The sequence below is a fragment of the Salipiger sp. genome (assembly GCF_059781815.1).
The window spans coordinates 1-13,449 of record NZ_JBYNAH010000144.1; the positions used below are offsets into that span (position 1 = coordinate 1).

Annotated in this window: 12 protein-coding genes; 6 read left to right on the forward strand and 6 right to left on the reverse strand. The window is 65.4% G+C overall.

Annotation, left to right across the window (positions count from 1 at the left end; translation table 11 throughout):
- From AC6RA4_RS16220 to AC6RA4_RS16245, 6 genes are all read left to right on the forward strand, one after another.
- Positions 1–233, forward strand: a 233-nt coding sequence (locus AC6RA4_RS16220) for a TRAP transporter large permease subunit (RefSeq protein ID WP_500162084.1), incomplete at its 5' end; no start/stop codon positions are given.
- Positions 230–1,477, forward strand: a complete 1,248-nt coding sequence (locus AC6RA4_RS16225) for a malonyl-CoA decarboxylase (RefSeq protein ID WP_500162085.1) — start codon at positions 230–232, stop codon at positions 1,475–1,477. The genes AC6RA4_RS16220 and AC6RA4_RS16225, both read left to right, overlap by 4 nt.
- A gap of 11 nt (positions 1,478–1,488) precedes the next feature.
- On the forward strand, positions 1,489–2,988 hold the full coding sequence (locus tag AC6RA4_RS16230) for a malonate--CoA ligase (protein WP_500162087.1): 1,500 nt from the start codon (positions 1,489–1,491) through the stop codon (positions 2,986–2,988).
- Positions 2,989–3,834: 846 nt separating this feature from the next.
- Positions 3,835–4,536, forward strand: coding sequence for a gluconate 2-dehydrogenase subunit 3 family protein (locus tag AC6RA4_RS16235; RefSeq protein WP_500162089.1), 702 nt, complete (start codon positions 3,835–3,837; stop codon positions 4,534–4,536).
- Positions 4,537–4,539: 3 nt separating this feature from the next.
- On the forward strand, positions 4,540–6,309 hold the full coding sequence (locus tag AC6RA4_RS16240; RefSeq protein ID WP_500162091.1) for a GMC family oxidoreductase: 1,770 nt from the start codon (positions 4,540–4,542) through the stop codon (positions 6,307–6,309).
- Positions 6,310–6,320: 11 nt separating this feature from the next.
- Entirely contained in the window at positions 6,321–7,673 is a 1,353-nt protein-coding gene (locus AC6RA4_RS16245) for a cytochrome c (RefSeq protein ID WP_500162093.1), read from the forward strand.
- 239 nt (positions 7,674–7,912) lie between these two features.
- Here the strand turns inward: AC6RA4_RS16245 and AC6RA4_RS16250 are convergent, their stop codons facing one another.
- From AC6RA4_RS16250 to AC6RA4_RS16275, 6 genes are all read right to left on the reverse strand, one after another.
- Entirely contained in the window at positions 7,913–9,637 is a 1,725-nt protein-coding gene (locus tag AC6RA4_RS16250; protein ID WP_500162095.1) for an ABC transporter substrate-binding protein, read from the reverse strand.
- A gap of 82 nt (positions 9,638–9,719) precedes the next feature.
- Positions 9,720–9,995, reverse strand: coding sequence for a DUF2160 domain-containing protein (locus tag AC6RA4_RS16255; protein WP_500162097.1), 276 nt, complete (start codon positions 9,993–9,995; stop codon positions 9,720–9,722).
- A gap of 201 nt (positions 9,996–10,196) precedes the next feature.
- Positions 10,197–11,060 (reverse strand): carbohydrate ABC transporter permease, encoded by an 864-nt coding sequence (locus tag AC6RA4_RS16260; protein WP_500162099.1) that lies wholly within the window; start codon positions 11,058–11,060, stop codon positions 10,197–10,199.
- Between the two features lies 1 nt (position 11,061).
- Entirely contained in the window at positions 11,062–11,931 is an 870-nt protein-coding gene (locus AC6RA4_RS16265) for a carbohydrate ABC transporter permease (RefSeq protein ID WP_222604406.1), read from the reverse strand.
- A 136-nt stretch (positions 11,932–12,067) separates the two neighbouring features.
- Positions 12,068–13,144: an ABC transporter ATP-binding protein gene (locus AC6RA4_RS16270; protein ID WP_500162101.1), complete on the reverse strand. Its 1,077-nt coding sequence runs from the start codon at positions 13,142–13,144 to the stop codon at positions 12,068–12,070.
- A 13-nt stretch (positions 13,145–13,157) separates the two neighbouring features.
- Positions 13,158–13,449: TOBE domain-containing protein (locus AC6RA4_RS16275; RefSeq protein ID WP_500162103.1), on the reverse strand; the 292-nt coding region annotated here is incomplete at its 5' end.

The following is a 13,449-nucleotide window of genomic DNA, read 5'->3' on the forward strand; positions in this document are numbered from 1 at the left end:
CGATCTGGTTCGCCGTGGTGCTGACCATCAACATGGAGATCGGCCTGATCTCGCCCCCGGTCGGCCTCAACCTCTACGTCATCAACGGCATCGCGCCCGACATCTCGCTGCGCACCATCCTCGTGGGCTCGCTGCCCTTCGTGGCCTGCATGGTGCTGGCGATCGTGCTGCTGTGCCTGTTCCCCGGCCTCGCCACCTGGCTGCCCGACCTGGTGATGGGGGTCGCGCTATGACCATTCTCGCCGACCTTCTCTCGACCGTGTTCGAGCGCCGCTACCGCATCGGCGGCAGCGCCAAGCCCGACAACCGCCCGCTCGAGGCGCTGACCTCCGATCTTATCGGTGCCTCGGGCGAGGTCTCGGGCCAGACCGTGGCGCGCAGCATCCTCGAGCGCTACGAGGGCATGGACGACGACGCCAAGATCGCCTTCTTCCGGCATCTGGCGCAGGACATGACCATCGACGCCGAGGCGGTGCGCAGCGCGCTCGACGCCTATGAGCAGGGCCAGAGCAAGTCGAGCTACCGCGCCTTCATGGAGGCCTCCGAGCCGCCGCGGCAGGAGCTGATCCGCAGGCTCAACCAGGTGCCGGGGGCGACGCAGGCGCTGGTGCAGATGCGCGCCGACCTGCTGCGCCTGAGCAAGGGGGACGACACGCTGCAGGCGCTGGATCTCGACTTCCGGCACCTGTTTGCGAGCTGGTTCAACCGAGGCTTTCTCGTGCTGCGCCCGATGAACTGGGACAGCCCGGCGCAGATCCTCGAGAAGATCATCGCCTACGAGGCGGTGCACGCCATCGACAGCTGGGACGACCTGCGCCGCAGGCTCGAGCCGGACGACCGGCGCTGCTTTGCCTTCTTCCACCCGGCGATGCCCGACGAGCCGCTGATCTTCGTCGAGGTGGCGCTGACCAAGGGCGTGCCGGGCTCGATCCAGACCCTGCTGGCCGAGGAGCGCGACAAGATCGCGCCGCAGGAGGCCGACACAGCGGTGTTCTACTCGATCTCGAACTGCCAGTCGGGGCTGGCGAGCATCTCCTTCGGCAATTCGCTGATCAAGCAGGTGGCCGCCGATCTCGCGCTCGAGCTGCCGCAGCTGAGCACCTTCGTCACCTTGTCGCCGATCCCGGGCTTCTCCCGCTGGCTCGAGGCCGAGGGCCACGCCCATGACCCGGCGGATGACGCCAGGATGATGCAGCTCGCGGCCTATTACCTGACCCATGCGCGGCGCGGCAACGGCGCCCCGCAGGACCCGGTCGCCCGCTTCCACCTCGGCAACGGCGCGCTGGTTCACAAGGTCCATGCCCGCGCCGATACCTCCGACAAGGGCATGGCCCAGTCGGGCGGCGTGATGGTGAACTACCTTTACGACCTCGCGCGCGTGTCGCAGAACCACGAACATTTCGCAGCCTCCTACCAGATCGCGGCCTCGCCCGAGATCCGCTCGCAGGCCGCGACCGCTGAAAAATCCTTCGGATAGGAGCCAGATCCATGCCGAACCCGCTGTATGACCGCCTCTTCGGAGCCCATGCCGGACAGACCACCCCGTTCCTGATGCTGGCCGATGGCCGCGTGCTGAGCCATGCGGATTTCCTTGGCCTCGCGGCGCGCTTCGCCCATGTCATCGCCGATCTCGGCGTCGCCCCCGGCGACCGTCTGGCGGCGCAGGTCGACAAGTCGCCCGAGGCGCTGGCGCTCTATGCCGCCTGCGTTCAGGCCGGCGTGGTCTTCCTGCCGCTCAACACCGGCTACACCGTCGAGGAGCTGACCTATTTCATCGAGAACAGCGGTGCGTCGCTGGTGGTCTGCGGGACGAAACGCGAGGCCGGGCTGCGCCCGGTGGCCGAGGGGCTCGGGGCGCAGCTTCTGACGCTCGATGCCGATGGCTCGGGCAGTCTCAGCGACGCCGCCGCCGGCAAGCCCGAGAGCTTCGAGACCGTGGAGCGCGATGGCGAGGATCTCGCGGCCTTCCTCTACACCTCGGGCACCACCGGGCGCTCCAAGGGGGCGATGCTGACGCAGAACAACCTGCTGTCGAACGCCGAGACGCTGGTCGAGCACTGGCGCTTCACCAAGGACGACGTGCTGCTGCACGCGCTGCCGATCTTCCACACCCACGGGCTCTTCGTGGCGTCGAACATCATGCTTCTGGCGGGCGGGGCGATGATCTTCCTGCCGAAGCTCGACATCGACCAGCTGATCGAGTGGATGCCGAAGGCGACCTCGATGATGGGGGTGCCGACCTTCTATACTCGGCTGCTCGACGATCCGCGCTTTACCCGCGAGCTGGCGCAGCACATGCGGCTCTTCGTGTCGGGCTCGGCGCCCTTGCTGTCGGACACGCACGAGAAGTTCGAGGCCCGCACCGGGCACCGCATCCTCGAGCGCTACGGCATGACCGAAACCAACATGAACACCTCCAACCCTTATGACGGCGAGCGCCGCGCCGGCACGGTGGGCTTCCCGCTGCCCGGGGTCGAGCTCAAGATCACCAATCCCGAGACCGGCGAGGAGGTCGCGCAGGGCGAGGTGGGCCAGATCGAGGTGCGCGGTCCGAACGTCTTCAAGGGCTACTGGAAGATGCCGGAGAAGACCGCCGAGGAGCTGCGCGCGGACGGCTTCTTCATCACCGGCGATCTCGGCACGCTCGATGCGGATGGCTATGTGCAGATCGTCGGCCGCAACAAGGACCTGATCATCTCGGGCGGCTACAACATCTATCCCAAGGAAATCGAGATGGTGATCGACGACCAGCCGGGCGTGCTGGAATCGGCGGTCATCGGCATCCCGCACGCGGATTTCGGAGAGACGCCGCTGGCGCTGGTGGTGGCCGAGCCCGGCGCGACCCCGGATCTCGATGCCATTGCCGCGACGGTGAAGGGCGCGCTGGCGCGCTTCAAGCATCCGCAGCGTTACGAGATGATCGACGCGCTGCCGCGCAACACCATGGGCAAGGTGCAGAAGAACCAGCTGCGCGAGAGCTACAGCTGACGAGATGCCGCGTCTTCCGCTTCTTCCGTGTGGGGATGGGGGAGGAGGGGGAGGCGCGGCGACCCTCAGGGAGGAGGAGAGAGGGTCGCCGCTGATTCCCAGGCTCAGGGAGGAGGAGAGAGCCTCAGGAAACTTGCTGAACATCTTTCAATGTTCGTTGAAGTACATTTGGAGGATCCTCCCGAGTCGTTCAACACACGACGCTGCAGACCCGCTTTGCTGTGCGTGCATGGCGTAAACTTGGTCTGCCAGTTTGCTGGCGCGACTACGTAGTTTCCCTGATGAATTATGCTTTAATATTGGGCGGCTCTGGGCTTTTGGGCGTGGTTCGAGGTTGACCCTACGGTAGCGTTTCGGATCCGAGCGGCTCTAGGCTGGCCAGCGTTCCGGAAGGCGCCGCTCAACGATTGGGCATGCTCTCAAACGACGCTGTCGAGAGGAGGCCGCGGTAGCACACCACCCGTGGGGCGGAGGCGTCGCCGAGAGGCGGCCGCCGCTCGGTCAGCCATGCCGAGCTGCCGGCACACGTGTGGTCGCTGCCCGAAGAGGCGCGCTCTGGACTACCGCAAAATTGCACATCGTATGTGCGAATATTTATCGATCGGGCGTTCATATCGCACGAACGGGCGACATGATGTGACCGAACGGGCTATAATATTAAGGCCCTTTCATAACCTTCTGACGGATCTCACATTTCTGTGTGCGCCCTCATGAGCGCCCGTTGGGGCCGCGTCGCAGCGCTGCAAGCCCGGCCCCGCGCTTGCGCGGCATCCTGCCGCGCCCTAGGTCCGGGCCAGTGCATTGTTAGCGCACATACGTTCCACCCATACCGGCAGGACATTCTACATGACCGATCTCCCCGGATACCCGAGCCGACGCAATTTCCTCAAGGCGTCTGCGGCGGGTGTCGCTCTCTCCGGTCTGGCCGCCCAAGCGAAAGCGCAGGAGACCACACCCCCCGTTCCCCTCGATGACTACGACCGCTCTTACCTGAGCGCCGATGAGTGGGCCTTCGTGATGGCCGCGACCGCGCGGCTGATCCCCTCCGACGGCGACGGCCCCGGCGCCATCGAGGCCCGCGTGCCCGTCTTCATCGACCTCCAGCTTGCCGGCGATTACGGCAGCGCTGACGACTGGTACATGCAAGGCCCGCACGATCCCGATGCCGAGCCCGCCCGTGGCTGGCAGACCCCGCTGAGCCCGGCCGAGATCTACCGTCAGGCGATCCCCGCCTTCGACGCCTGGTGCGAAGAGACCCACGGCGCAGCCTTCGCGGCGCTCACCTCCGAGCAGCAGGACGCCGCGCTGACCTCGCTTCAGAACGGCGATGTCGGGTTCGTGTCCGAGCTGCGCGACTTCTTCACCATCCTGCTGGCCAACACCAAGGAAGGCTATTTCGCGGACCCGCAATACGGCGGCAACCACGAGATGCAGGCTTGGGTCTATATCGGCTTCCCGGGCGCCCGCGCGGCCTATCGCGCCTGGCCCGAACGCCACAACGAGAAATACCCGCTCGGTCCGGTCTCGATCAGCGGCGAAAGGGCATAAACCATGGCACGTCAGGAAAAGAAGAAGGACGTGGTCATCGTCGGCCTCGGCTGGACCGGCTCGATCGCAGGCATCGAGCTGGCGCAGGAAGGGCTCGACATCGTCGCGCTCGAGCGCGGCCATGACCAGAACACCGTCCCGAATTTCGAATACCCGCAGCAGATCGACGAGCTGAAATACGGCGTCCGTCTGAAGATGATGCAGAAACCCTCGCAGCAGACCGTGACCGTGCGCCGTGATGGGGGCGAGACCGCGCTGCCCTATCGCCAGCTCGGCTCCTTCCTGCCCGGCAACGGCGTCGGCGGCGCCGGCACCCACTGGAACGGCCTCAACTGGCGACCGCAGGAGGTCGAGCTCAAGCTGCGCAGCCACGTGATCGAGAACTGGGGCGAGGAGATCATCCCCGAGGGCATGAACCTTGGCGACTACCCGGTAAGCTATGACGAGCTCGAGCCGTTCTTCACCCGCTTCGAGAAAGTCGCGGGCATCTCGGGCTATGCCGGCAACCTCAACGGCGAGATCCGCGAGGGCGGCAACCCGTTCGAGGGCTGGCGCTCGGAAGACTACCCGATGCCGCCGATGCCGACGACCTATGACAGCTCAAAGTTCCGCGACGCGGCGGCCGCGATGGGCTACCACCCGTTCCAGGCACCGGCGGGCATCGCCTCGACCGCCTATGTGAACCCTTACGGGATGCAGATGGGGCCATGTAACTTCTGCGGCTTCTGCGAGCGCTACGGCTGCTATCAGTATTCGAAATCCTCGCCGCAGACGGCGATCCTCGGCGCGCTCAAGCGCTACCCGAATTTCGAGTATCGCACCCAGTCCGAGGTGCTGCGCGTGGAACTGGCGGCAGATGGCCAGACCGCGACCGGCGTCACCTACTGGGATGACGTGGCGCAGGAAGAGGTCTTCCAGCCCGCCGACATCGTCATCCTGTCGAGCTATCAGCTCAACAACGTGCACCTGATGCTGCTTTCGGGTCTGGGCGAGGCCTACAACCCGCTGACCGGCGAGGGCACGCTGGGCAAGAACTACGCCTACCAGATGAACGGCGGCGTCACGATGTTCTTCCGCGACGAGGAATTCAATCCCTTCGTCGGCCATGGCGCAAACGGCATCTGCATCGATGATTTCTCGATTTCGCAGAACGATTTCGGCGCGGAGGGCTTCATCGGTGGCTCCTACTGGCGCTCGGGAACGTTCAACGGCCAGCCGATCCGCAACATGCCGCTGCCCAAGGGCACGCCGAGCTGGGGCGCGGGCTGGAAACAGGCGATCGGCGAGAACTACGGCCACGCCATGTCGATCGGCTCGCACGGCTCGCACATGTCCTATGCCAACAACCACCTCGACCTCGACCCGACCTACACCGACCGGCATGGCCGGCCGCTGATGCGGATGACGTTCAACTGGCAGGACAACGACCTGAAGATGAACCAGTTCATGAAGTCGAAGATGGAGCCGCTGGCGGCCTCGATGAGCCCTGACCTGATGCAGGCGTCGTTCAAGGGAGAGGGCGCGATGTATGACGTGCGGCCCTACCAGACCACCCACAACACCGGCGGCCACATCATGTCGGAGAATGCGCAGGACGGCGCGGTCAACCGCTACTCTCAGAGCTGGAAGGCGCACAACGTCTTCGCCATGGGCGCGGGCAACTTCGTGCAGAACACCCAGTACAACCCGACCGGCCTTGTCGGTGCTCTGGCCTATCACACGGTGAACGCCATCCGCACCCAGTACCTGTCCAACCCGCGTCCGCTGGTCTGAGGAGAATTTCGATGAAAACCCTTCTCCGCATCGTCGCGGGCCTCGTGGTCCTGGGCGTCGTGGCCCTTCTGGCCTTTATCTTCGTGCCGGTGCAGCGCACCGAGCCGGCGCAGCAGCTTGCCGCCGACTGGGAGCCGGCAGAGGGGCAGGGCGAATACGTCCTGCACGCCTCGGACTGCGTCGCCTGCCACACCTCCGATGACGGCGAGAGCCTCGCCGGCGGTCGCGCCATTGCCAGCCCGATGGGCACCATCTGGTCGACCAACATCACCCCCGATCCCGAGACCGGGATCGGCGACTGGAGCTATCCCGAGTTCCGTGCCGCGATGATCGACGGGCTCGAGCCCGACGGCACCCATCTCTACCCGGCGATGCCCTACGAGAACTACCGGCTGATGACCGAAGAGGACGTTCGCGCCCTCTACGAATACATCATGACCGAGGTCGAGCCGGTCTCGAACGAGGTGCCGGAAACCGAGCTCAGCTTCCCGTTCAACCTGCGTTTCGGCATCCGGGCGTGGAACTGGCTGGCGCTGACCCATGGTCCGGGCTTCACCCCGGCGGATGTGTCGGAGCTGCAGGACCGCGGCCAGTACCTCGTCGAGGGGCCGGGCCACTGCGCCGCCTGCCACAGCCCGCGCAGCGTGTTCATGGCGCAGGACGGCGTAACCGCCGACGAGGACAGCTTCCTCGCGGGTGGCGTGATCGACGGCTGGAACGCCCCGGCGCTGCGCGGTAAGGGCACGGACCTCTCCAAGTGGTCGGTGGGCGAGCTTGCCGCCTATCTTGCCACCGGCCGCAACGCCCATTCCACCGCCAATGGCGAGATGGGTCTGGTGGTCGAGCACTCGCTGCAGAAGCTGACCGACGAGGACAACCTCGCCATGGCCGCTTTCCTCAAGGGCATCGACGGCGACGCGGTGGACCTGCCGGAGAGCTTCGCCGTGGCCTCGGGTTCGCTCGAGGTGCCGGGGGCGGATAGCGCCGGTGCGACGACGGCGGAGATGCTGGCCTCGGCCGATCCCGACATGCCGCTCGGTGCGCGTCTCTACACCGACAACTGCATCGGCTGCCACTTCGCCACCGGCAAAGGCGCGCCGGAGATCTTCCCCGAGCTCCAGGCCAACTCGCTGGTGGTGGGCTCGGAAACCAAGCCGCTGATCTCGGTGATCCTGAACGGGGCCGAGGTGCCCTCGACCGCCAAGCGTCCGATGACGCTGCGGATGCAGGGCTATGCCGACCGCATGTCGGATGACGAGGTGGCCGAGCTCGCGACCTGGCTGCGCGGGGCGTGGGGCAACGACGCCTCCGCCGTGAGCGCCGCCGACGTGGCGGCGGTGCGCGAGGCGGGTAGCACCCACTGAGCGTTCTGGCTGAGATGAAAGAGGGGGCCGTGGCGGAGACGCTGCGGCCCTTTCCTTTTGCGGCCTCGGGCCTTCGTTTTCAGCGACAAGCCGTGCGGGGATCGAGCGCGGCGCGCGCCGACCTCGGAGTAGGCGGCAGGGGCCTGTGCGCCTTCCGCCAAACGAAAAGGGCCGCGCCCGAAGGCGCGGCCCGATGCTGTCGGGACCGGCGCCCGGACGGGCACCGGCCAAACGCTGGCTTACTGCCAGGACTTGATCAGCTCGTCATAGGAGACGGTCTTGGGCTCTTCGTCCTCGTTCTCGAGCTTGGCCTTGGGCGAGCCTTCCTGGCTCAGCCAGTACTCGGGATCCTGCTCGTCGTTCATCACCGGGCCGATATCGCCCTGGATGCCGGCGCGCTCGAGGCGCTCCATGACGCGCTCCTGGTCGGCGCAGAGCGCATCAAGCGCTTCCTGCGGGGTCTTGGCACCCGACATGGCGTCGCCGATGTTCTGCCACCAGAGCTGCGCGAGCTTGGGGTAGTCCGGGACGTTGGTGCCGGTCGGCGACCACGCGGTGCGCGCGGGCGAGCGGTAGAATTCCACGAGGCCGCCCAGCATCGGGGCGCGCTCGGTGAAGCTCTCGTGCTGAATCGTCGACTCGCGGATGAAGGTCAGGCCGACATGGGCCTTCTTCACGTCCACGGTCTTGGAGGTGACGAACTGGGCATAGAGCCAGGCCGCCTTGGCGCGATCCTCGGGGGTCGACTTCATCAGCGTCCAGGAGCCCACGTCCTGGTAGCCGATCTTGGTGCCTTCCTCCCAGTAGACGCCGTGTGGCGAGGGGGCCATGCGCCACTTGGGCGTGCCGTCCTCGTTCAGCACCGCGGCGGCGCCGTCACCGACCATGTCGGCGGTGAAGGCGGTGTACCAGAACATCTGCTGCGCGATGCTGCCCTGCGCCGGGACCGGGCCGGCCTCGGAGAAGGTCATGCCGGCCGCGGCGGGCGGGGTGTATTTCTCGAGCCACTCGATCGCCTTGGTGATGGCATAGACGGCTGCGGGGCCGTTGGTGGCGCCGCCACGGGCGACGCAGGAGCCCACCGGCTGCGAGTTCTCGTTGACCCGGATGCCCCATTCGTCGACCGGCAGGCCGTTGGGTTCGCCCTTCGATCCGGCGCCGGCCATCGACAGCCACGCATCGGTGTAGCGCCAGCCGAGCGAGGGGTCCTTCTTGCCGTAATCCATGTTGCCATAGACCTCGGTATCGACACCCATATGCGACAGGTCGCGACCGGTGAAGAACTCGGCGATGTCCTCGTAGGCGGACCAGTTCACCGGCACACCGAGATCGTAGCCATAGGCCTCCTTGAAGTCGGCCTGGTTCTTCTCGTCGTTGAACCAGTCGTAGCGGAACCAGTAGAGGTTGGCGAATTGCTGGTCGGGCAGCTGGTAGAGCTTGCCGTCGGGGGCGGTGGTGAACTGGGTGCCGATGTAATCGTCGAGATCCAGCGTCGGCGAGGTCACGTCGGCGCCCTCGTTGGCCATCCAGTCGGTCAGGTTGCGGGCCTGCTGGTAGCGCCAGTGGGTGCCGATCAGGTCGCTGTCGTTGATATAGGCGTCGTAGATGTTTTCGCCCGACTGCATCTGCGTCTGCAGCTTCTCGACCACGTCGCCTTCGCCGATCAGGTCGTGGGTGACGTTGATGCCGGTGATTTCGCTGAACGCCTTGGCCAGAACCTGGCTTTCGTATTCATGCGTGGTGATGGTTTCGGAGACCACCTTGATGTCCATGCCCTCGAATTGCTTGGCGGCATCGACGAACCATTGCATCTCGGCTTCCTGCTCTTCGCGGGTCAGCACCGACATGTCGCCGATCTCGGCATCGAGGAAGGCGCGGGCCTCGTCCATCCCCGCAAAGGCTGCGCCCCCCGTGAGGCTGAGCGCGAGCGCCAGCGCGGTGGTCGATTTCAGGGTCAAGTTCATGTGGTCCTCCCTAGTTTGAACTTGGTTTGTCTTGTTCCGGGGCGGGCGGTCTCCTGCCGCGTGCCCCGGTCGTCTCAGGTGCCTAGACCCAGCGGAACACCGCCGCGGCATAGGCGAGGCAGACCGCCATCGCCCAGGGCTGGGTGTCGGCTCCGACAAGGCCCAGCCAGGCGAGGTTGATGAAGGCGCTGCCCAGAAGCGTGATGAAGAGCCGGTCGCCACGCGTGGTCTCGATCCTGAGCACGCCGACGCGGGGCGTTTCCGGGAACTTGATCGCGAGGATCGTGAAGACGATCAGCAGCGAGGCGATCACCATGAAGAAGATCGCGGTCGGCCAGGTCCATGCCATCCAGTCCATGTCAGGTCTCCTCTTGAAGGCTGGCCATCGGGTGTAACCGGCGCGCATGCGCCAGGCCCGACCTCCCCCCCGGGAGGGCCTTTGTTGGGTCGATGAATGCGCGCGTGGCAGGGGTGCTTTGGAGTGCCACCGCGGCACAGGCGACGCCGCCGCCCTCCCGAGGTCGGGCCTGGCGCATGCGCGCCTTCGTGAAGGCCGTCATCACACCCTCCCCAGGGCGAAGCCCTTGGCGATGTAGTTGCGCACGAAGTAGATCACGAGGGCACCCGGCACGATGGTCAGGATCCCCGCCGCCGCCAGCACGCCCCAGTCGATCCCCGAGGCGCCCTGCGTGCGGGTCATGATCGCGGCGATGGGCTTGGCGTCGACCGTGGTCAGGGTGCGAGACAGCAGCAGCTCGACCCAGGAGAACATGAAGCAGAAGAACGCCGCCACGCCGATGCCGGACGCAATCAGCGGCATGAAGATCTTCACGAAGAAGCTGCCGAAGGAATAGCCGTCGATATAGGCGGTCTCGTCGATCTCCTTGGGCACGCCGCGCATGAAGCCCTCGAGGATCCACACCGCCAGCGGCACGTTGAACAGGCAATGCGCCAGCGCCACCGCGATATGGGTGTCGAAGAGACCGACCGAGGAATAGAGCTGGAAGAACGGCAGCGCGAACACCGCCGGTGGCGCCATGCGGTTGGTCAGCAGCCAGAAGAACAGGTGCTTGTCGCCCATGAAGCTGTAGCGCGAGAAGGCATAGGCCGCCGGCAGCGCCACCAGGAGCGAGATCACCGTGTTCATCACCACGTAGATCAGCGAGTTGACATAGCCCATGTACCAGCTCGGATCGGTGAGGATCGTGCGGTAGTTGTCGAGCGTCAGATCGCGCGGGAACAGGGTGAAATCGTTGAGGATCTCGGCATTGGTCTTAAGGCTCATGTTGAGCAGCCAGTAGATCGGTAGCATCAGGAAGAGCAGGTAAAGCCCCATTACCAGCGCGCTCTTGTTGACGCGGGCGCGCTTGCGGGTGGTCTCGCCGCCGGCGGTGAGGGTTTCGGGAATGGTCGCGTCGGTCATCTTACATCCCCTTTTTGTCGAGATTGACCATGACGGTGTAGAACACCCAGCTGATCAGCAGGATCACGAGGAAATACATCAGCGAGAACGCCGCCGCCGGGCCGAGGTCGAACTGCCCCAGCGCCATCTTCACGAGGTCGATGGAGAGCAGCGTGGTGGCGTTGCCGGGGCCGCCCCCGGTGACCACGAAGGGCTCGGTGTAGATCATGAAGCTGTCCATGAAGCGCAGCAGGATGGCGATCATCAGCACGCCCATCATCTTGGGCAGCTCGATATAGCGGAACACCTTCCAGCGGCTGGCCTGGTCGATCTTGGCGGCCTGGTAATAGGCGTCGGGGATCGACTTGAGCCCGGCGAAGGCCAGCAGCGCCACCAGCGAGGTCCAGTGCCAGACATCCATCACGATGATGGTGATCCAGGCGTCGAGCGTGTCCTGCGTGTAGTTGTAATCCACGCCGAGCTTGTCGAGCACATAGCCCAGCAGGCCGATATCGACACGGCCGAAGATCTGCCAGATCGTGCCGACAACGTTCCACGGGATCAGCAGCGGTAGCGACATCAGCACCAGGCAGAAGCTCGACCAGAAGCCGGATTTCGGCATGTTGAGCGCCACGAAGATGCCCAGCGGGATCTCGATGGCGAGGATGATGCCCGAGAACAGCAGCTGCCGCTTGAGCGCGTTCCACATGCGGTCGTCGTGCAGCATCTCCTCGAACCATTCGAGCCCGGCCCAGAAGAACTGGTTGTTGCCGAAGGTGTCCTGCACCGAGTAGTTGACCACGGTCATCAGCGGGATCACCGCCGAGAAGGCCACGAGGATCAGCACCGGCAGCACGAGGAACCAGGCTTTCTGATTGACGGTCTTGTTCATTGGGTGTGTCCCCCGGTGTGACGGGTCGCGCTGTCATCCTCGGGCCCGACCCGAGGATCTCGTGCCGGAAGGGCGCGCGTTGAAATTGAGGTCCTCGGGTCAAGCCCGAGGATGACGGCGAAGAAGGAGTGCTGCATCACGCGGCTGCCCCCTTCACGCGCCAGTCATCGGCGTAGACATTGACCTGCGCGGGATCGAAGGCCACGCGGTTCATGTCGGGGCTGATGCGCTCGTCCTCGCCGGCGATGATGTTGATCTCCTGCCCGAACATGTCGGCGCGGATGATCTTGTGCCGGCCCACATCCTCGACCCGGCGCACCTTCACCGGCAGGCCCTCGCTCTGCGACAGGCGGGCAAACTCCGGGCGGATGCCGATCTCGACCTTGCCGGAAAGCGCGCCATAACCTTGCCCCAGCGCGATCTCGGCGCCGCCGACATGGGCGGTCGCGCCCTCGACACGGGCCGGGATCACGTTCATCCCCGGCGAGCCGATGAAATAGCCCACGAAGGTGTGCTCGGGACGCTCGAAAAGCTCTTCCGGCGTGCCGATCTGCACCACGCGACCGTCATACATCACCACCACCTTGTCGGCGAAGGTCAGCGCCTCGGTCTGGTCGTGGGTGACGTAGATCATCGTGTGGCCGAACTCGTGGTGCAGCTTCTTGAGCTGGGTGCGCAGCTCCCACTTCATGTGCGGGTCGATCACCGTCAGCGGCTCGTCGAAGAGCAGCGCGTTGACGTCCTTGCGCACCATGCCGCGCCCGAGGCTGATCTTCTGTTTCTCATCGGCGCCGAGCCCGCGCGCCTTGCGGCGCAGCATGTGCTCCATGCCGATCATCCGGGCGATCTCGTTGACCCGCTCGGCCACATAGGCCTCGTCGCGGCCACGGTTGCGCAGCGGGAAGGCGAGATTGTCGTGCACCGTCATGGTGTCGTAGACCACCGGGAACTGGAACACCTGCGCGATGTTGCGCGCGGCGGTGGGCGCGTGGGTCACGTCCTTGCCGTCGAACAGGATGCGCCCCTGCGAGGGCGTGAGCAGCCCCGAGATGATGTTGAGCAGCGTGGACTTGCCGCAGCCCGAGGAGCCAAGCAGCGCGTAGGCCTCGCCATCGACCCAGTCGTGGTTGAGCTCCTTGAGCGCGTAATCGTCCTCGGTCGCCGGGTTGGGCTTGTAGCTGTGGGCGAGGTTGTCGAGCGTGATCTTGGCCATGGTCCTCTTTCCCTCAGGCTGCGAGCGCGTAGGCGGCGGGGGCGACCAGCGCGCCGTCCTCGCCGAAGACGTAGACGTGGCGCGGGTCGAGCCAGACATCGAGATCGGCGCCCAGCGTCAGCTCGTGCACGCCGTGGATCAGCCCGACCCAGCGCTCGCCGTGATGGTCGAGATGCACGAAGGTTTCGGACCCGGTGAGCTCGGTCACCTGCAGCGTGGCGGTGAATTTCATCGCCTCGGGGGTGTGGCTGATGATCTCGAGATGGTTGGGGCGGAACCCGGCGGTGTAGCGCCCGTCGGCAAGC

Coding starts and splice junctions, on each gene's coding strand:
- AC6RA4_RS16250 (WP_500162095.1), bottom strand. CDS start 9,637: ATGAACTTGACCCTGAAATCGACCACCGCGCTGGCGCTCGCGCTCAGC.
- AC6RA4_RS16225 (WP_500162085.1), top strand. CDS start 230: ATGACCATTCTCGCCGACCTTCTCTCGACCGTGTTCGAGCGCCGCTAC.
- AC6RA4_RS16245 (WP_500162093.1), top strand. CDS start 6,321: ATGAAAACCCTTCTCCGCATCGTCGCGGGCCTCGTGGTCCTGGGCGTC.
- AC6RA4_RS16235 (WP_500162089.1), top strand. CDS start 3,835: ATGACCGATCTCCCCGGATACCCGAGCCGACGCAATTTCCTCAAGGCG.
- AC6RA4_RS16240 (WP_500162091.1), top strand. CDS start 4,540: ATGGCACGTCAGGAAAAGAAGAAGGACGTGGTCATCGTCGGCCTCGGC.
- AC6RA4_RS16265 (WP_222604406.1), bottom strand. CDS start 11,931: ATGAACAAGACCGTCAATCAGAAAGCCTGGTTCCTCGTGCTGCCGGTG.
- AC6RA4_RS16255 (WP_500162097.1), bottom strand. CDS start 9,995: ATGGACTGGATGGCATGGACCTGGCCGACCGCGATCTTCTTCATGGTG.
- AC6RA4_RS16230 (WP_500162087.1), top strand. CDS start 1,489: ATGCCGAACCCGCTGTATGACCGCCTCTTCGGAGCCCATGCCGGACAG.
- AC6RA4_RS16260 (WP_500162099.1), bottom strand. CDS start 11,060: ATGACCGACGCGACCATTCCCGAAACCCTCACCGCCGGCGGCGAGACC.
- AC6RA4_RS16270 (WP_500162101.1), bottom strand. CDS start 13,144: ATGGCCAAGATCACGCTCGACAACCTCGCCCACAGCTACAAGCCCAAC.